We start from the raw sequence: 18005 nt of genomic DNA on the forward strand, positions 1-18005 counted from the left end.
GTCACGGGGCCTTCCGTGAACGGCGACCCGCCGCAGGAAGAACGTCAGAGGGCGGCGACGACGCGGGCGCGGTGCTCGGCGGGGGTGCCCCAGGCCGAGTACAGGGCGCGGGCCTTGCGGATCCACAGGGACGGGTCGTACTCGTCGGTGTAGCCGATGGCGGCGTGCACCTGCAGCGCCGTCTTCGCCGCGAGGTACGACGCGTCGGACGCGGCGACCTTCGCGGCCGACGCGTCCCGCGCGAAGTCGCCCGTCCCGTACGACAGGGCCGCGCCGTAGACGAGCGGCCGCGCGAACTCCAGCTCCACCATCGCGGTGGCGAGGTGGTGCTTGACGGCCTGGTACTCGCCGATCGGGCGCCCGAACTGCTGCCGGGTCTTCGCGTACTCCACCGACACGTCCAGCAGGGCGCGGCCGAGGCCGACCTGCTGCGCGGCGCACAGCAGCACGCCGAGGTCGGTGCGGCCGGACGGCGCGCCGTCCACCCGGAACAGGCGGCGGGCCGGGTCGAGGGACGCGACGCGCTCGCCGGCCCGTACGGCGGTCCCGTCGGCGGCGACGACCAGGTCCGCGACGTCGGCGTCCAGCGCGTGCGGGACGGCGACCGACACCAGCGCCTCGCCCTCGGCGATCCTCGCCAGCAGGTCCCCGTCGCCCAGGAACTCGGCCGCGGCGAGCGTCTCGACGTACGGGCCGGGCACGGCGGCGCGCCCCAGCTCCTCCATCGCGACGGCCAGCTCGACGGGGAGCAGCCCGGCGCCGCCGTGCTCCTCCGGGACGGCCAGCGCGAACACGCCCGCCTCGGCGGCCTGCGACCACAGCGCCCGGCCCGGCGCCGTGTCGCCCGCCGCCCACGCGCGGACGGCCTTCGCGGTTTCCGCGCCGGCCAGCAGCCGGCGCAGCGTCTCGCCGAACATCCGCTGCTCGGCGGAGAGGACGAACTTCACCGGGACCCCCTCGGGAGGCCGAGCAGCCGCTCGGCGATCACGTTGCGCTGGATCTCGTTGGTGCCCGCGTAGATCGGGCCGGCCAGGGAGAACACGTAGCCCTCCAGCCAGTCGGAGTCGAGCTCGCCGTCCGGGCCGAGCAGGTCCAGCGCGGTCTCGTGCAGCGCCACGTCCAGCTCCGACCAGAAGATCTTGTTGAGGCTGGACTCCGCGCCGATGTCGTCGTCCCGGGAGATCGTCTCGAAGCCCTTCAGCCGGTACGCGCGGGACCGGATCCACGCGTCCGCGACGCGGTCGCGCAGCGCCGTGTCGGACGGGTCGGCGCGCTCCTTCCACAGCTCGACGAGCCGCTCGGTCGCGGCGGTGAACCGGCCGGGGCTGCGCAGCGTGAGCCCGCGCTCGTTGCCCGCGGTGCTCATCGCGACCCGCCAGCCGTCGCCGGGCGCGCCGATGACGTCCTCGTCCGGGACGAACACCCCGTCCAGGAACAGCTCGGCGAAGGCCGGCTTGCCGTCCAGCCGGCCGATCGGGCGGACCGTCACGCCCTCGGCGTCCAGCGGGAACATCAGGTACGTCAGGCCCTTGTGCCGCGACGACTCGGGGTCGGAGCGGAACAGGCCGAAGCCCCGGTCGGCGAACGCGGCGCGCGAGCTCCACGTCTTCTGGCCGTTCAGCAGCCATCCGCCGTCGGTGCGGGTCGCGGTGGAGCGCAGCGCGGCGAGGTCGCTGCCCGCGCCGGGCTCCGACCACGCCTGCGCCCAGATCACCTCGCCCGCGGCCATCGGCGGCAGGATCCGCGCGAGCTGCTCGGGCGTGCCGTGCTTGAGCAGCGTCGGCGCCAGCAGGTTGATGCCGTTCTGGCTCACCCGGCCCGGCGCGTTCGCCGCGTAGTACTCCTCCTCGAAGATCAGCCACTGGAGGACGGAGACGCCGCGCCCGCCGTACTCCTCCGGCCACGACACGACGCCGAGCCGCGCCCCGCCCAGCCGGCGCTCCCACTCCCGGTGGAGCGCGAAGCCCTCCTCGGTCTCCAGCGACGGCAGCGGCTCGGCCGGCACGTTCGCGCGCAGCCAGCCGCGTACCTCGGCGCGGAACGCCTCGTCCGCCGCCCCGAATTCAAGATCCATGCGGTGCCTCCCTCATGCTCCTGACGTCCTGCCCGCCCAGCGGGTCGCCGCCGGTCTCCGCGTTGTGCGCGTGGGCGAGATGGTGCAGGCCGAACACCGCGTCCATGCCCGCGTGCATGCCCTGGAGGTCCTCGGCCTGGTTCACGGCCTTCTTGGTGAGCGCGAGGCCCATCCGCGGCATCGCGGCGATCCGCCCCGCGAGGGCGAGGGTCTCCTCCTCCAGCGCGTCGCGCGCGACGACCCGGTTGACCCAGCCCAGCTCGTACGCGCGGGACGCGGGCATCCGGTCGCCGGTGTAGAGGAACTCCTTGGCGACGCGCGGCGGCATCACCCACGGGTGCGCGAAGTACTCCACGCCCGGGATGCCCATCCGGACGACCGGGTCGGCGAAGAACGCGTCGTCCGACGCCACGATCAGGTCGCACACCCAGGCCAGCATCAGCCCGCCCGCCACGCACGCGCCCTGCACCGACGCGATCATCGGCTTCGGGATCTCCCGCCAGCGGCGGCACATCCCGAGGTACACCTCCGACTCGCGGGCGAACCGGCTCTCCGCGCCCGCCTTGCCGACGTGGTCCCACCACATCCCCGCGCGGCGCGGGAACGTCGCGTCGGCGTCCCGTCCCGGGGTGCCGATGTCGTGCCCGGCGGAGAAGTGCGGCCCCGCCCCGGCCAGCACGATCACCGCGACGCCGTCGTCCTCGGCGGCGCGGTAGAACGCCTCGTCGAGGGCGTACGTCATGGCGGAGTTCTGCGCGTTGCGGTACTCCGGCCGGTTCATCGTGACGACCGCGACGGCGCCGCGCCGCTCGTACTCGACGACCACGTCGCCTCCCTTCTTTCTAACAACTGTTTGGTAGAGTAGCCGCCGCCGTCCACCGCCCCCGCCATCGCCTCCCGTCCAGCGGGATGCGCGCCCCGCCCTCGGCCGGATCCCGCCGAACCCCGTTCCGGCGGGATCCGGTAAGAAGGGGCCGTGCCCGCACTGAGACTGGACGCGGCGGCGCTGCCGCCCGAGCTGGACGAGCTGCGCCGGGACGTCCGCGCGTTCCTCGCCGAGGAGATCGCCGCCGGGCGGATCGCCCCGCACGCCGACAACTGGCTGGCGGGCTGGGATCCCGCGTTCAGCCGGCGGCTCGGCGAGCGCGGCTGGATCGGCATGACGTTCCCCCGCGAGTACGGCGGGAGCGGGGCCGGGTCCCTCGCCCGGTTCGTCGTCACCGAGGAGCTGCTCGCGGCCGGCGCGCCGGTCGCCGCGCACTGGATCGCCGACCGGCAGTCCGGGCCGTCGCTGCTCACGTTCGGCACCGAGGAGCAGCGCCGCGCCTACCTGCCCGGCATCGCGCGCGGCGAGATCCACTTCGCGATCGGCATGTCCGAACCCGACTCCGGCTCCGACCTCGCGTCCGTCCGGACCCGGGCCGAGCGCGCCGACGGCGGCTGGACCGTCAACGGCGCCAAGGTGTGGACGAGCGGCGCCCACCTCGCGCACGCCATGATCGCGCTGGTCCGGACGGGACCGCCCGGGCCGGGCCGGCACGAGGGCCTCACCCAGCTGATCGTCGACCTCGGCGCGCCCGGCCTGGAGATCCGCCCGATCCGGTTGCTGACCGGCGAGCACCACTTCAACGAGGTCGTCCTCACCGACGTGTTCGTGCCCGACGACCGCGTCCTCGGCACGGTCGGCGACGGCTGGCGGCAGGTGACCGGCGAGCTGGCGTTCGAGCGCAGCGGACCCGAGCGGATCCTCAGCACGTTCCCGCTGCTCGCGGCCGCCGCCGGACGGCTCGCCGAGCGCGGCGCGGACGCCGGCGACCGGGCCCGGATCGGGATGGTCGTCGCGCGGCTGTGGGCGCTGCGGCGGATGTCCCTCGCGGTCGCGGCGCGGCTCGCCGCCGGGGACGCGCCCGCCACCGAGGCCGCCGCCGTCAAGGACCTCGGCACCCGGTTCGAGGGCGCGCTGGTCGAGACGGTCCGGCTGCTCGCCCGGGCCGAGCCCGACCTCGCGTCGTCCGATCCGCTCGCGCACCTGCTGGCGCAGTCCGTCCTGCACAGCCCCGGGTTCACCCTCCGGGGCGGGACCAACGAGATCCTGCGCGGCGTCGTCGCCAAGTCGGTGCTGCCGAAGGGGGAGACCCGGTGAACGACATCGTCCGGGACCTGGTCGAGACCGTGGGCGCGGTGTGCGCCCGCCACGCCGACCCCGGCGAGAGCTGGAACCCGCGCCTGTGGGACGAGCTGGAGCGGATCGGCGTGACGCTGCTGCCCGTCCCCGAGGAGCGCGGCGGCGCCGGGGCCGACCTCGCCACCACGGCCGAGGTGCTGCGGGTGCTGGGCCGGCGCGCGGCGGCCGTCCCGCTGGCGGAGACCGCGCTGCTGGCCGGATGGCTGCTCGCGGACGCCGGCGCGGACGTCCCCTCCGGGCCGCTGACCGCCGCCGTCGCGGGACCGGACGTCGCGCTCCGGCAGGACGACGGCGGCGCGTGGACGCTGACAGGCACGCTGCCGCGTGTCCCGTGGGCGCGGCACGCGGAGGGCATCGCGGTCTTGGTCGCGGGACACGTCGCGTTCGTCCCGCGCGGCGGCTACGAGGTCGACGAAGGCGCGAACCTCGCGGGCGAACCGCGCGACACCGTCCACCTGCACGACGCAGCTCCCGCCCGCGTGCTCGCCTCGGCGGCGACAGCGCGGGCGTTCCGGGAGCGCGGCGCGCTCGGCCGGGCGGCGCTCATGGCCGGGGCGATGGAGACGGCCACCGACCTCGCGGTCCGGTACGCGGGCGAGCGCGTCCAGTTCGGCCGTCCGCTGGCGCGGTTCCAGGCCGTCCAGCAGCATCTCGCCGAGATGGCGGGCGAGACGCTGATGGCCTCCGTCGCGGCGCAGGCCGCGGCCGCCGAGGGCACCGGCTTCGCGATCGCCGCGGCGAAGGCGGCGGCGAGCGAGGCCGCCGGGACGGTGTGCCGCCTCGCCCACCAGGTCCACGGCGCGATCGGGTTCACCGACGAGCACGGCCTCCGGCACGCCACCACCCGGCTGTGGGCGTGGCGCGACGAGTGCGGCAACGAGGCCGAATGGGGCGAGGCCCTCGGTGCCCGCGCCGTCGACGCGGGCACCGGAGGGCTCTGGCCCCTGATCACGGCGGGCGGCGACCTCTAGGGACGCCCGTCCCGGTTCAGCCGCGGGCGGGCGGCCGGTCCGCCACGCCCACCTCGAGGACGGTGGTCCGCTCCTCGCCGGCGCCGCTGTCGGGCTCGTCCGTCGGATCGCCGCCCTCCGGACGCGGCGTCAGGTCGAGGTAGTGGTCGCCCAGGAACCGGTAGGTGGAGCGGTCGAAGACCAGCTCCAGCCGGGCGCCTTCGGAGTCCTTGGACAGCCCGATGCCGGGCCGCCCGAGGGCGTCGGTCGCGTGCTCGTCCACCCTGACCCCAGGCACGTCGCCGAGGAACTCGAAGACCTGGGCGCGCAGCTTCGGCGGCAGGTAGCCGCCGACGATGTCGCCGATCCCGTACCAGCTCCACGACCCGTACGGCCGGTCGGTCTTCTCGGGCGGCAGGGGGTGGCGGAGCTGCGGCCGCCAGTAGTCGAGCAGCCCCGGCAGGTGCTTCACCATCCACATGTAGCTGTCCGTCCGGGGAACGGGCTGGCTCTTGTCGGCGATCGGGATCGGGCCTGTGCACGGCTTCGCGCGCTGGCGGCGGCAGGGGACGCGCTGCAGGCCGGGCTTGGAGCCGTCGACCGACAACCAGCGCTCGCGCGTCTCCTGCCCGGGGCGCTTCTCCGGCGCGACCTTCCCCGGCCCCCACGCGACCACGGAGCGGATGTAGAGGTACTGGTCGGCGCGGGGACGGAGCTCCGGCTCCAGGCGCGCGACGGCGGCGGCCCTGGTCAGCACCTCGTGCGCGCTGACCGTCCGCATCCGGCCGGGGCCGTCCCCGCCCGTGCCGTGCGCCGTGACCACGACGGCGCCGGCGGCGACCGCCGCCGCGCCCGCCAGCGAGACCGCCAGGAGACCCCGGGAGGGACGCGGGCGCAGGGGGCGGCGCGCGCCGTCGCGGGCCCGGTCGAGCAGCCGCGCCCGCCCCGCCGCCAGGACCGCGGCGCTCGGCGGCCGGACCTCGTCGAACATCTGCTTCAGCTCACCCATGGAACTGGACCTCTCGGAAGTCAAGGGGATCGATCCCGCCGAGCGCCTCGCGCATCCGGGCGCGGGCGCGGCTGAGCCGGGAGTGGACGGTGCCGGTGGCGATGCCGAGGGCGGCGCCGATCTCGGCCGGGGTCAGGTCGCCGGACGCGGTCAGCAGCAGCACGTCCCGCTGGCCGCGGTTCAGCCGGGCGAGCGCGCCGGCGAGGTCGCGGCGGGAGGACTGCGCGGCCACGCGGTCCGCCACCCCCTCGTCGGCGGAGCCCGCGGCGGGGTCGGCGCCCGTCCGGGCGACCGCCCGCCAGAACCGGGCCTCGCCGCGCCGGTGCCGGCCGACCAGCCGGGTCGCGAACCCGTACAGCCAGGGCAGCGCGTCCGCGCGGTCCAGGTCGTAGCGGTGCCGCTTCCCGAACGCCTGCAGGAACGTCTCGGCCAGCAGGTCGTCGGCCAGGTCGCGGCCGAGCCTGCGGGCGAGGTACCGGTGGATCGCCGGCGCGTGCCGGTCGTAGAGCTCGGCGAACGCCTCCGGGTCCCGGCGGGACCGCTCGATGATCGCCCTGTCGTCGTCCTGACGCATCTCGTCGCGATGCACCTGGGCGGTCACCCCGTCCTCGTCTTCTTCATCACGGGCCCTTCGCGGCGTCGGTGTCGGTCACCTGTCTTCCGCCGTGCCCGCCGTCCGCTTCCCCGCAGGTGGGACGCGCGGTGCGGAGCTAGCGCCGCGGCCCGGCGTCAGTCCGCGAGCCTCGACGCGCCCACCGAGGACGCCCTGTTCCGCCGCTACCTGGACGCCGCGCGCCGCACCGCCGCCGGCACCGGCGCGATCACGATCCTGGTGTCGCACCGGTTCTCGACCGTCCGGATGGCCGACCTCATCGTCGTCATGGACGGCGGGCGGGTCGTCCAGGCCGGCGACCACGCCACGCTCCTCGCCGAAGGCGGGCTGTACGCCGAGCTGTTCGAACTCCAGGCCCGCTCCTACCTCTAGGCGCCGACCCGCAGGTGCCGTGCCGTCTCCAGGCGCCGCCTCTAGGGGAGGCGGACGCCGACGAGCTTGGTGAGGAGCCGGTCGATCTGCTCGTCCAGCGGCTCCCACGGCAGGTCGGGCTGGTTGACGCGCATCGAGACCGCGCCGTGCACGGCCGCGCGCAGGTCGAGCGCCACGGACGCCGCGTCGTCGGCGGGGGCGAGGCCCGCGTCCATGCAGCGCTGGACGGCCTCCATGGCGCGCTTCCCCACGTCCAGCTTGAACGACATGTCGCACCGCTGGTTGACGCCGCTCTCGTGCAGCACCTTGTAGAGGCCGGGGTGCTCGTGCGACCAGGTGCCCATGACCTGCACGCGCGCGCGCAGCCCGCTCACCGGGTCGCCGGCCGCCGCCTCGGCCTCGTCGCACGCCCGGAGGAGGTCGGCGTGGCTGCTGCGCATCGCCGCGAGGACCAGCGCGTCCCGGTCGGCGAAGTGCAGGTACACCGACGTCGCCGCGATGCCGACCTCGCGGGCCACCGCGCGCAGCGAGAGCGCCTCGTCGTCGCCCAGCTCCTCCAGGAGCCGCAGCGCGGTCGCCACGATCTCCTCGCGCAGCCGTTCGCCCTGGCCGCGCCGGTTCCGCCCGCGGGAGGGCGATGCCGTTCCCATGCGGGCATTCTAATGCGACGGCTCTTGCGCTACAGTCGTAGCGCTACAGCTGTTCAGTCAACGAAGGGCTCCGCCGTGACCACCACCGCCCACCACGAGGCGACGATCGCCGAGCAGGAAGCGAACAAGGCGACCGTCCTGGCCTTCTACGAGGCCGGGCTCAACCGCAAGGACTTCGACGCCGCCGCCCGGCTGATCGGGGACCGCTACGTCCAGCACAACCCGCGCATCGCCGACGGCATCGAGGGCTTCCGCGGCTTCGTCGACGGCATCCGGGCCGAGTTCCCCGACCTGCGCGCCGAGGTCAAGAGCCTGTACGCGGACGGCGACCGCGTCATCGCGCACGTCCACGGGATCCGCGTGCCCGGCCAGGCGGGCACCGCGATCGTCGACATCTTCCGGTTCGAGAACGGCCGGATCGTCGAGCACTGGGACGTGATGCAGCCGATCCCGGACACCGCCGCCAACTCCAACGGCATGTTCTGAGGCGGCCGTGACCACCGAAACGGTTCCCGGAGAGCGGGAGGGCGCGGCGCGGACCGCGCCCGCCCCGCGGCGCTGGTGGGCGCTGGCCGCCGTCGCCACCGCCCAGCTCATGATCGGCATCGACATGACGATCATGAACATCGCGCTGCCGTCGCTGCAGCGCTCCCTGCACCTGTCCGACCCGGACCGGCAGTGGGTGATCACCGTCTACGCGCTCGCCTACGGCGGCCTGCTGCTCCTCGGCGGCCGGCTGTCGGACCTGATCGGCCGCCGCCGCGCGCTGCTGATCGGGCTGACCGGGTTCGCGCTGGCGTCCGCGCTCGGCGGCGCGGCGCCCGGCCCGGCCCTGCTGCTCACCGCGCGGGCCGCCCAGGGCGCCTTCGGCGCCCTGCTCACCCCGTCGGTCCTCGCGACGCTGGCCGCGTCCTTCCCGGCCCCGGCCGAGCGCGGCCGGGCGTTCGGGATCTACGGGACGGTGATGGGCAGCTCGTCCGGGCTCGGCGTCGTGCTCGGCGGCGTCCTCACCGACTACCTCGACTGGCGCTGGTGCATGTTCGTGAACGTGCCGATCGCGGTCGCCGCCGGGGCCGGGGTGCTCTACGCGGTCCGCGCGGTGCCGCGCACGCCGGGCGTGAAGGTCGACGCCGTCGGGGCGCTGCTCGCCACCGCGGGGCTGATGAGCCTGGTCCTCGGCTTCGCGCGGGCCGAACCGGACGGCTGGGGCGCCGCGACGACCGTCGGGCCGCTGGCCGCCGGCGTCGCGCTGCTGGCGGCGTTCGCGTGGGCGCAGACCCGGGTGTCCGGGCCGCTGCTGCCGCCGCGGGTCGTCCTCGACCGGCGGCGCGGCGGCTCGTACCTGGCGGTCCTCGGCCTGTCGGTCGGGATGTTCGCCGCGCTGTTCTTCCTCACCTTCTACCTGCAGAACGTCCTCGGGTACCCGCCGGTGCGGGCGGGCGTCGCGTTCCTGCCGCTCACCGCCGGGCTGATGATCGGCGTCCGGTGCGTGAGCCCCCTGCTCGTCCGGGCGCCGGTGCGGGCGCTGCTGGCCCCGGGCCTGCTGGTGATCGCCACCGGGCTCGCTCTGCTCGGGACCGTCCGCGTCGACGGCGGCTACTGGACGCACGTGCTGCCGGTGTTCCTGCTGGTGGGCCTCGGCACCGGGTGGGTGCTCGTCACCGCCAACAGCACGGCCACGCTCGGCGCGGGACCCGACACGGCCGTGGCGGGCGCGACCGTCATGACGTCGCAGCAGATCGGCGCGTCCCTCGGCACCGCCCTGCTCAGCACCGTCGCGGGGACGGCCGCCGCGCACCACCTGCGGGCCCATCCGGGCGAGGCGGCGCGCGCGGCGGTGCACGGCTTCGACGTCGCGAGCCTCGGCGCGGCCGGCGCGCTGTGCGCCGTCGCGGCGGTGGTGTTCCTCGTCACCGGCCGGGCGGCCGCCGCCCGGCCGTCATGAGGTCTCCTCCTCCTCTTCCTCGTCGTACTCCTCGTCGTGGACGGCGCCGGACAGGCCGTAGCGCTCCTGGTCGGAGGGGCGCGGGGCCTCCGGCCCGTCCCGGCCGAGCCGCAGCATCCGCGAGATGCGGACGGTGCGGAACTCGCGCCCCGCCGCCGTGAACGCGTGCCCGGTGGCCGCCTCGATCTGCTCGGCGGCCCGGTCCCACTCCGCCAGCTCGGCCGGCTCGGGCGGGTCGCCCTGGAACTCGCGCAGCCGCGGCAGCAGGTCGCCGAAGTAGCGGGCCAGCCGGTGCCGCGTCTGCTCCGGGTCGTCGCCGCCGGTCAGCGGCGCCCACCCGTTCTCCTTGACCTCGACCGCGATGAACGTGGGCGGCAGCAGCACCACGCCCGGATGCGTCCGCACCGCGTGCTGCGCCTCGGTCAGCACCGCCGCCGGGACGGACCCCGGCACCGGCATGAAGCCGACCAGGTTCAGCCTCAGCTGCGCCTCCCACTGACCGGCCGGCGCCGCCGGCTCCAGCAGGTGGCCGCGGAGCATCCCGTCGCCGCAGGCGCCGGGCGTGTCGGTCGGCCGGGGCGGCTCCATCACCCGGTCGCCGAGCAGCGTGTACTTCTCCACCCGGATGATCCGGTAGCGCCGGTCGCCGATCTCCCACTCGTCCTTCGGGAGCTGGTCGCCCTCCTCGGGGTCGAGCCGCCCCGCCGCCGCGAGCATCGCCCGCGCGACGCCGGGCGGGTGGCCGCCGTCCGCCGCGTCCCGCCGCAGGTCGGCGGCCAGGCCGTAGCGGGCGGCGGACGGGTCGGTCGCGCCGAGGCAGCCGATGCGCCACTCCGCGCCGGTCTGCACCGCGTACCCGAAGTCGGGCGACCCGGCCGGGAGGAGCTTGGGGAAGGCGAGGATCGCGTCGCCGATCTCGCGGTCCCGCACGGCCGCGACGGGATCGAGGGAGGCGACCAGGTTGATGTGGTCGTACCCCTGCATCAACGGGAACGTCATGCCCTCATAGTCGGTTTCCGCGCGGCGGCCCGCAGCGAATCCGCGGAACCGGACCCCCGCTGACGTGCGACTTCTCCCGATCGACGGCTTATGTCCGACAGATGATGCGGCGCCGCGGGGCCGCACCGCCGCGGCCGGACACGGCTCGCGCGACCGCCGCCGTCCGGGGGAGGCCGCGTCTAGACTGGTGGCCGGATCGACACCGGGGGATGAGGCGATGGTCCCGGATGCCCGCGACACGGCTCGGACCGGCTCGGCTTGGACCGGCACGGCCCTGGCCGACTCGGCGCTGTTCGGCGCACTGGTCACCGAGGTGCCCTTCGGCGTCGCGTTCCTCGACGCCCGGCTGCGCCTGCGCCGGGCCAACGAGGCGCTGCGCGCGCTGCTGCGCGGCGGCGGCGCCGGCGGCCGCAACGGCGTGAACCCCGTCGGGCGGCGGCTCGCCGAGGTGCTGGACGGCGAGTTCGCGGCCGTCCTCGAACCGGCGCTGCGCGGCGTCCTGGACGACGGCCGTCCCGTCACCGGCCTGGAGGTCCGCGCCCCCGCGCCCGCCGGCCCCGCGCCCGGCACGCCCGGCGCCGCCGTGCCCGGCGCCGCCACGCCGGACGCGTACGGCGAGCGGGTCTGGGTCTGCGCGTGCCTGCCGGTGCGCGGCCCCGGCGGCGCGATGCTCGGCGCGGCGCTGATCGTCCAGGACGAGACGGTCCGCCGCGCGGTCGAGGACGCCATCACCCGCCGCACCGAGCGGTACCGGTCGCTGGTCGAGGCGACGACCCCGGTGGTGTGGACGACCGCGGCGGACGGCGCCGCCGGCGAGGACGCGCCGCACTGGCGCGCCGTCACCGGCCAGACCCCCGAGGCGTACGCGCGGGGCGGCTGGATCGCCGCCGTGCATCCCGAGGACTACGACCGCGTCGCCGCCGAGTGGCGCGCCTGCATGCGCGACGGGCGCGTCCTGGAGGTCGACTGCCGCGTCCTCACCGCGTCCGGCGGGCGCCGGCACTTCGAGGTGCGGGCCGTCCCGATCCGCCGGGACGGCGCGGTGATCGAGTGGGTGTGCGCCGGGACCGACGTCACCGGCCGCCGCGACGCCGAGGAGATGCGCGGCAGGCTCACCGGCCAGCTCTCGGCCGCCGCGCTGCGCACCGCCCGGCTCCAGCAGGCCACCTCGATGCTCGCCGAGGCGCTGACCGTCGGCGAGGTCGTGCGGGTCATCGTGGAGGTCGGCCAGTCCGCGGTCGGCGTCGACCACTGCACGGTCGCGCTGCTGGACGAGGGCCGGACGCGGCTCACCCCGGTGGCCCCCGCCGACGACCCGTCCGGCGCGGACGCGGACTCCGGGCCGGACGGCTCGGACGCCTGGCCGGACAGCCTCGCCGTCGCGGAGCCGGGCGTGATGTCGGCCGCCGCGCGCGACGGCCGCCCGTTCGTCGCCGAGAACCCCGAGGAGCTGCGCCGGCAGCTGGGCGAGGCCGCCGCGGCGGCGGAGCGGCGCCGCGGCCCCGGCGAGCAGGCGTGGGTGGCGCTGCCGCTGCTGGCGGCGGGCGCGCCCATCGGGGTGCTGCGGTTCGCCTTCACCCGGACCCGGTTCCTCACCGAGGACGAGCAGGTGTTCCTGGAGGCGCTGGCGGGGCAGTGCGCGCTCGCGGTGGAGCGGGCGCTGCTGTTCGAGCGCGAGCACCGCACCGCCGAGCAGCTGCAGCGCAGCCTGCTGCCGGGCGACCTGCCGAGCTCCCCGGAGCTGCGGATGGCCGCGCGCTATGACCCGGTGACCCGGCACGTGCAGGTCGGCGGCGACTGGTACGACGTGTTCAAGCTGCCCGGCGGCCGGCTCGCCGTGGTCGTCGGCGACGTGATGGGCAAGGGCGTGCTGGCCGCCGCGATCATGGGCCGGGTGCGCAACGCGCTGCGCGCGCTCGCGCTCACCGACCCGCGGCCCGCCGCCGTCCTGTCCGGCCTGGACCGGCTGTTCAGCGCCACCGAGGACGCCGAGCAGTTCACCACCGTCGCCTACCTGGTGATCGACCCGTCCACCGGGCAGGGCCTGTACACCAGCGCCGGGCACCCGCCGCCGCTGCTGCTGCCCGCGGGCGCGCCCCCGGGGCTCAGCGACGTCGAGGCGGGCACCCCGCTGGGCTGGCCGAGCCACCGGCAGCAGGCGAGCTTCTCGCTGGCGCCGGGCGACACCGTCGTGCTGTACTCCGACGGGCTGGTGGAGAACCGGCGGCGCGGCGTCGACACCGGGCTCGGCGACCTGGTCGCGGCCGCGGCGGAGCTGCCGCCGGGCGCCGCCGCCGATCCGGGACGGCTCGTCGACCACCTGGTCGCCCGGCTGCTCGCCGGGTACGAGCAGTCCGACGACGTGACGCTGCTCGCGCTGCACGTTCCGGCATCGGGGGAGTAGGGCGGCCCGGCATGCCGGGTACGACCCTGCTGGGGAGGCACCATGGAAATCGAGATGATCGTCGAGATCCCGCGCGGATCACGCAACAAGTACGAGATGGACCACCGGCTCGGGCGCATCCGCCTGGACCGGATGCTGTTCACCTCCACGCAGTACCCGGTGGACTACGGCTACGTGCCCGACACGCTCGCCGAGGACGGCGACCCGCTGGACGCGATGGTCCTGCTGGAGGAGCCCACGTTCCCCGGCTGCCAGGTGTCGGTCCGCAGCGTCGGGGTGTTCTGGATGCACGACGGCGGCCTGCCCGACGCCAAGATCCTCACGGTGCCGGCGCGGGACGTCCGCTACGAGTCGGTCCGCGACCTGAGCGACGTGCCGAACCACTTCCTGGACGAGATCGCGCACTTCTTCGACATCTACAAGAACCTGGAGCCCGGCAAGGACACCGACGTGCGCGGCTGGCAGGACCGCCTCGTCGCCGACCGGGAGATCGGCGACTCCATCGAGCGCGCCGCCGACGCCCACCTCGCCGGATCGCGCTAGCCCGCGCGCCGCGGCGCGCTCGGTGGGCGGTGGCGTCCGGTGGGCGGCGATGTCACGATTCGGGCGGGCGTCCCGTCCTCGGTGGTGAGGGCGGGCGCGCGTGCCCGGCCGTGAAAGGCTGAACGATCATGTCTGATGTCTTCGAGGAGCACCGCAACCTGCTGTTCGCGGTGGCCTACCGGATGCTCGGCACCGCCGCGGACGCGGAGGACGCCGTCCAGGACGCGTGGATCCGCTGGTCCGCCGCCGACCGCTCCGACGTCCAGGACCCCAAGGCCTACCTCGTCCGGATCACCACGAACGTGGCGCTGGACCGGCTGCGGTCGGCGCGCGCGCAGCGCGAGACCTATGTCGGCCCGTGGCTGCCCGAGCCGATGCTGACCTCCCCGGACGTCGCGGCGGAGGGCGCCGAGCTGTCGGAGTCGGTATCGATGGCGATGCTGGTCGTGCTGGAGACCCTCAGCCCGCTGGAACGCGCCGTGTTCGTGCTGAAGGAGGTGTTCGGCTACCCGTACGCGGAGATCGCGCGGGCGCTGGACCGCACGGAGACGTCGGTGCGGCAGCTCGGCACCCGGGCGCGCAAGCACGTCGAGGCGCGCCGTCCCCGGTTCGAGGCGGGCGGCGCCGAGCGGCGCGCCGCGACGGAGCGGTTCCTCGACGCGGTCGTCGGCGGGGACATCAACCGGCTGATGGAGACCCTCGCCCCGGACGTGACGCTGTGGACCGACGGCGGCGGCAAGGTCCAGGCGCCGCGGAAGATCGTGCACGGCGCGGACCTCATCGCCCGGTTCTTCGCGAACATCGCCACCCGCCCCTACGAGGGCGTCGACCCCCAGGACTGGCGGCTGCGGCAGGTCGAGATCAACGGCGGGCCGGCCGTGGTCGTGGACGGCCCGGACGGGCCGATCAGCGTGATCAGCGCCACCGCCGGCGACGACGGGCGCGTCCGGGACATCCAGCTGGTGGCGAATCCGGACAAGCTCCGCGCGATCGCGGAGGGCCGCACGCTGCCGATGTGACGGGGACCCGCCGGCGGCTACTCGTCGACCCTGCGGCGCCTGCCGCCGAACATCCTCGGCGGCGGGCCCGCGGTGGTCGCCGGGGTCGGCACCGGACGCACCGTCGCGTACGCCTCCGGGGCCGGGTCGTCGACCGCGTCCACCGGGGTCAGCCGGACGATCCACGACTCGGCCGCCCAGGTCTCCGCCTGCCCCTCGTGGGTCCGGGCGTTCAGCCGCTCCTTGACCAGCAGCGGCACGACCTCGTCCCACAGCTCGCCGCCGGGCTCGACCCGCTCGCAGCCGGCGGCGAACGCGACCAGCCGGCCGCCCTTGTCCTTGCTGCGCAGGATCACCGTGACCCGCTCGGCGTCCGGCAGGCCCGGCAGCGGCTGCTCGCCCTCGCCGCCGGTCAGCACGTACGCCGACCCGTCGTGCCACACGTGCCACGCGGCGCGCGGCTGCGGCAGGCCGGGCAGGTCGAGCCAGAGCAGCCCCGACCTCTTCGCCGCCTCTTCGATCAGCGCGCGGTTCAGCTCACCCACGCGGAAAGCGTCTCATACGCGCTGGATAGCATCCGCCTCATGCGGTCTCGACGTACCACCCTCGCGGTCCCCGGCAGCAATCCCCGCTTCATCGAGAAGGCGCAGGGGCTCCCCGCCGACGAGATCTTCCTCGACCTGGAGGACGCGGTCGCGCCGTCCGCCAAGGAGGGCGCGCGTAAGACCGTTGTTGCCGCGCTCAACGACGGCGACTGGACGGGCAAGACCCGCGTGGTGCGGATCAACGACCTGGAGACCCACTGGGCGTACCGGGACGTGATCGAGGTCGTCGAGGGCGCGGGCGCGAACCTCGACGCGATCATGCTGCCGAAGGCGTCGGACGCCTCGCACGTGCGCTGGCTCGACCGGCTCCTCACCCAGATCGAGCGGGCGATGGGGTTCGAGGAGGGCCGCATCGGCATCGAGGCGCAGATCGAGGACGCCAAGGGCATGGTGAACATCGACGAGATCGCCGCCTCGTCGCCGCGGCTGGAGGCGCTGGTGTTCGGCCCCGGCGACCTGATGGCCTCGATCAACATGAGGACGCTGGTGGTGGGGGAGCAGCCGCCCGGGTACACCGAGGGCGACGCCTACCACTACATCCTGATGCGGATCCTCATGGCCGCGCGCGCCAACGACCTGCAGGCCATCGACGGGCCGTACTTCAACGTCCGGGACGTCGACGCGTTCACCCGGGTCGCGAAGCGCTCGGCCGCGCTCGGGTTCGACGGCAAGTGGGTGCTGCACCCGGCGCAGATCGACGCGGGGAACGCGGTGTTCTCCCCGTCGCAGGAGGACTACGACCACGCCGAGCTGATCCTGGACGCCTACGAGCACTACGTCACCGTCGAGGGGCGCGGCGCCGCCACGCTCGGGGACGAGATGATCGACGAGGCGTCCCGGAAGATGGCGCTCGTCGTCGCGGCGAAGGGGCGCGCCGCCGGGATGGCCCGGACCAAGCGCTTTGACGCCCCGGCGACCTGACGAGACGTACCATTCGTCCCACATGGGAGAACCGTCGCGGGGAGAGGACCAGGTGCCGATGGCAGGGGACGAGAACGGCTGGGCCCCGCTCGATCCCGGTATGTCGGACGGGTCCGAGGGGGCGCCGGAGCCGCAGGCCCCCGCGCCCGCGCCGACCGGCTGGACATGGCCCGCCGGCCAGGGCACCCAGCCCCAGCCGACGGCCCAGCCCCAGCCGATGGCCCAGCCCTATCCAGGCCAGTACGGCGCCCACCCGTACCCACCGGCGTACGGCGCGCCCTACGGCCCCTACGCCCCGCAGGGATTCACCGGGTACGGGCCGCCGCGCCCGAAGGGGCCGTGGACGGCCGCGCCGCCGCCCGGCACCCCGTTCCACCGGATGGCGCGGACGCCGCTGCACCGCTGGTGGCGGCCGCTCGTGGGCAGCGCGGCGATCATCGTCGCGGGCATGGCGCTGGCGATCGGCATGATGATCATCGGGATCGTGGTGCGGGTCATCGCGACCGGCGACGCGCCCGACGCCACCGGGAGCGGCGCCGACACGATCCTCGGGAACCCGACCGCGGACCTGGCGTTCAACCTGGCCGTCATCGCGGTCTTCCTGCCGATGGCGCTGCTGGCCGCGTGGCTCGTGCAGCGGCGCAGGCCCGGCACCCTCGCGTCCGTCGCGGGCCGGGTGCGCTGGCGCTGGCTGCTCACCTGCTGCGGCCTCGCCGTCGGGTTCTGCGTGCTGTCGTACGCGTCGTCGATCGTCGCGAGCGCGTTCCTCCCGGACGACTCGTCCGGCGGCGAGCACTGGGTCGGCTGGGACCGGTTCGCGCCCGCCGCCATCGTGATCATCCTGCTGGTGCCGCTCCAGTCGTCGGCGGAGGAGGTCGTCTTCCGCGGCTGGCTGCTGCAGGCCGTGGGCGCCTGCACGCTGGAGACCCGCACGGGACGGGTCGGGCGCGCGTTCAGCGCCGTGTTCCGCACCCCGTGGCCCGGGATCGTCATCGGGTCCGCCGCGTTCACGTCCCTGCACGGCTACACCGGCTGGGGCATCCTCGACATCTTCGTGTTCGGCGCGGTCGCGGCCTGGCTCGCGACGCGGACGGGCGGGCTGGAGTCCGGCATCGCCCTGCACGTGTTCAACAACCTGCTGGCGTTCCTCGGCCCGGCCGCCGTCGGGAAGCTCGACATCGAGCAGGGATCCGTGCCGTGGCAGGCCGTCGCCGCCGACGTCGCGCCGATGCTGCTGTACGCGGCGGTCGTCGTCTGGCTGGCGCGCCGCAAGAGGATCCGGACCGTCACGGCGGGCCCGGCCGAAGACCCGGGGCCCGGCGCGGTCCCGCAGGACGCCGAGCCCGCGTTCGTCTCACGGCCCCAGTAGGCCCCACGACTCCAGGGCCTCGACCAGGCCGTCCGTCAGCGGCAGCTCCCGCAGCTCCGCCGCGGTGACCCAGCGGGCGTCGGCGGCGTCGTCCCCGGCCCGCAGGACGCCGCCCACCGCCCGGGCCTCGTAGTCGTGGATCTCGTAGACGACGCCTCCCGGGCCGGGACGGTCCACCGACCCGGCGAGCGCGCCCGCCACCACGTCCAGGCCCGTCTCCTCCTTCAGCTCCCGGACCAGCGCGGCGGCGTCGTCCTCGCCCGGCTCGACCCGTGCGGCGGGGCCCCAGCCCAGGGCGGCGCCCCGCGGCCGGGCGCGCCCCACCCCCCCAACACCCCCCCGGCCCGCCCGCACCGACCCCCCCCCCC

The 18005-nt window shown here is 75.3% G+C and carries 19 protein-coding genes; 10 read left to right on the forward strand and 9 right to left on the reverse strand.

The genetic code is table 11. The features are described from left to right. Nucleotides 1-44: 44 nt before the first annotated feature. From ABZ914_RS27045 to ABZ914_RS27055, 3 genes are read right to left on the reverse strand one after another with little or no spacing between them, the layout of a single operon-like run. A complete protein-coding gene (locus tag ABZ914_RS27045; RefSeq protein ID WP_500196652.1) occupies nucleotides 45-947 on the reverse strand; it encodes an acyl-CoA dehydrogenase family protein in 903 nt (300 codons plus the stop codon). Next, nucleotides 944-2074 (reverse strand): acyl-CoA dehydrogenase family protein, encoded by a 1131-nt coding sequence (locus tag ABZ914_RS27050; RefSeq protein ID WP_500196654.1) that lies wholly within the window; start codon nucleotides 2072-2074, stop codon nucleotides 944-946. Before ABZ914_RS27050 ends, ABZ914_RS27045 begins: the two co-directional genes overlap by 4 nt. Then, the gene (locus ABZ914_RS27055) at nucleotides 2064-2900 is read right to left on the reverse strand and encodes an enoyl-CoA hydratase (RefSeq protein ID WP_500196656.1); all 837 of its coding nucleotides are present in this window, start codon (nucleotides 2898-2900) and stop codon (nucleotides 2064-2066) included. Before ABZ914_RS27055 ends, ABZ914_RS27050 begins: the two co-directional genes overlap by 11 nt. A 150-nt stretch (nucleotides 2901-3050) precedes the next feature. Between ABZ914_RS27055 and ABZ914_RS27060 the strand changes: the two genes are divergently transcribed. Both ABZ914_RS27060 and ABZ914_RS27065 read left to right on the forward strand, forming a co-directional pair. Continuing rightward, nucleotides 3051-4217, forward strand: a complete 1167-nt coding sequence (locus tag ABZ914_RS27060) for an acyl-CoA dehydrogenase family protein (RefSeq protein WP_500196658.1) — start codon at nucleotides 3051-3053, stop codon at nucleotides 4215-4217. Beyond that, the gene (locus tag ABZ914_RS27065; RefSeq protein ID WP_500196660.1) at nucleotides 4214-5230 is read left to right on the forward strand and encodes an acyl-CoA dehydrogenase family protein; all 1017 of its coding nucleotides are present in this window, start codon (nucleotides 4214-4216) and stop codon (nucleotides 5228-5230) included. Before ABZ914_RS27060 ends, ABZ914_RS27065 begins: the two co-directional genes overlap by 4 nt. 16 nt (nucleotides 5231-5246) lie before the next feature. Here the strand turns inward: ABZ914_RS27065 and ABZ914_RS27070 are convergent, their stop codons facing one another. Continuing rightward, on the reverse strand, nucleotides 5247-6218 hold the full coding sequence (locus ABZ914_RS27070; protein ID WP_500196663.1) for a CU044_5270 family protein: 972 nt from the start codon (nucleotides 6216-6218) through the stop codon (nucleotides 5247-5249). Beyond that, on the reverse strand, nucleotides 6211-6819 hold the full coding sequence (locus ABZ914_RS27075; protein ID WP_433246195.1) for an RNA polymerase sigma factor: 609 nt from the start codon (nucleotides 6817-6819) through the stop codon (nucleotides 6211-6213). Before ABZ914_RS27075 ends, ABZ914_RS27070 begins: the two co-directional genes overlap by 8 nt. Here ABZ914_RS27075 and ABZ914_RS27080 point away from each other — a divergent pair. After that, entirely contained in the window at nucleotides 6802-7203 is a 402-nt protein-coding gene (locus tag ABZ914_RS27080; protein WP_500196665.1) for a hypothetical protein, read from the forward strand. The two genes, ABZ914_RS27075 and ABZ914_RS27080, sit on opposite strands and share 18 nt — an antisense overlap. 41 nt (nucleotides 7204-7244) lie before the next feature. Here ABZ914_RS27080 and ABZ914_RS27085 read toward each other — a convergent pair whose 3' ends face one another. Beyond that, complete coding sequence (locus tag ABZ914_RS27085; RefSeq protein WP_500196667.1) at nucleotides 7245-7853, reverse strand: TetR/AcrR family transcriptional regulator; 609 nt, start codon at nucleotides 7851-7853, stop codon at nucleotides 7245-7247. A gap of 75 nt (nucleotides 7854-7928) precedes the next feature. Here ABZ914_RS27085 and ABZ914_RS27090 point away from each other — a divergent pair, with 75 nt between their 5' ends. Continuing rightward, entirely contained in the window at nucleotides 7929-8339 is a 411-nt protein-coding gene (locus ABZ914_RS27090) for a nuclear transport factor 2 family protein (RefSeq protein ID WP_500196668.1), read from the forward strand. A 7-nt stretch (nucleotides 8340-8346) separates the two neighbouring features. Next, nucleotides 8347-9798, forward strand: a complete 1452-nt coding sequence (locus tag ABZ914_RS27095; protein WP_500196670.1) for an MFS transporter — start codon at nucleotides 8347-8349, stop codon at nucleotides 9796-9798. On the opposite strand, the gene ABZ914_RS27100 is transcribed toward ABZ914_RS27095, so the two are convergent. After that, a complete protein-coding gene (locus ABZ914_RS27100; RefSeq protein ID WP_500196672.1) occupies nucleotides 9793-10797 on the reverse strand; it encodes a DUF5954 family protein in 1005 nt (334 codons plus the stop codon). The two genes, ABZ914_RS27095 and ABZ914_RS27100, sit on opposite strands and share 6 nt — an antisense overlap. Before the next feature lie 217 nt (nucleotides 10798-11014). On the opposite strand from ABZ914_RS27100, the gene ABZ914_RS27105 reads away from it, so the two are divergent. The 3 genes from ABZ914_RS27105 to ABZ914_RS27115 all read left to right on the forward strand — a co-directional run bounded on the left by ABZ914_RS27105 (nucleotide 11015) and on the right by ABZ914_RS27115 (nucleotide 14763). Then, entirely contained in the window at nucleotides 11015-13201 is a 2187-nt protein-coding gene (locus ABZ914_RS27105) for a SpoIIE family protein phosphatase (RefSeq protein ID WP_500196674.1), read from the forward strand. Between the two features lie 42 nt (nucleotides 13202-13243). Then, the gene (locus ABZ914_RS27110; protein ID WP_190857054.1) at nucleotides 13244-13744 is read left to right on the forward strand and encodes an inorganic diphosphatase; all 501 of its coding nucleotides are present in this window, start codon (nucleotides 13244-13246) and stop codon (nucleotides 13742-13744) included. A 128-nt stretch (nucleotides 13745-13872) separates the two neighbouring features. Continuing rightward, nucleotides 13873-14763 carry an RNA polymerase sigma-70 factor gene (locus ABZ914_RS27115; RefSeq protein WP_500196677.1) on the forward strand — a complete coding sequence of 297 codons (891 nt, stop codon included), beginning with the start codon at nucleotides 13873-13875 and terminating at the stop codon, nucleotides 14761-14763. Nucleotides 14764-14780: 17 nt separating this feature from the next. Here ABZ914_RS27115 and ABZ914_RS27120 read toward each other — a convergent pair whose 3' ends face one another. Continuing rightward, the gene (locus ABZ914_RS27120) at nucleotides 14781-15287 is read right to left on the reverse strand and encodes a hypothetical protein (RefSeq protein WP_500196679.1); all 507 of its coding nucleotides are present in this window, start codon (nucleotides 15285-15287) and stop codon (nucleotides 14781-14783) included. Between the two features lie 39 nt (nucleotides 15288-15326). Between ABZ914_RS27120 and ABZ914_RS27125 the strand changes: the two genes are divergently transcribed. Together ABZ914_RS27125 and ABZ914_RS27130 are read left to right on the forward strand one after the other, a co-directional pair. Continuing rightward, on the forward strand, nucleotides 15327-16268 hold the full coding sequence (locus ABZ914_RS27125) for an HpcH/HpaI aldolase/citrate lyase family protein (protein ID WP_500196680.1): 942 nt from the start codon (nucleotides 15327-15329) through the stop codon (nucleotides 16266-16268). Nucleotides 16269-16290: 22 nt separating this feature from the next. Further along, complete coding sequence (locus ABZ914_RS27130) at nucleotides 16291-17637, forward strand: CPBP family intramembrane glutamic endopeptidase (RefSeq protein WP_500196682.1); 1347 nt, start codon at nucleotides 16291-16293, stop codon at nucleotides 17635-17637. On the opposite strand, the gene ABZ914_RS27135 is transcribed toward ABZ914_RS27130, so the two are convergent. Then, nucleotides 17623-18005: NUDIX domain-containing protein (locus ABZ914_RS27135; RefSeq protein WP_500196684.1), on the reverse strand; the 383-nt coding region annotated here is incomplete at its 5' end. The genes ABZ914_RS27130 and ABZ914_RS27135 overlap by 15 nt on opposite strands.

It is taken from the genome of Spirillospora sp. NPDC046719 (assembly GCF_040645715.1).
Taxonomy (GTDB): Bacteria; Actinomycetota; Actinomycetes; order Streptosporangiales; family Streptosporangiaceae; genus Spirillospora.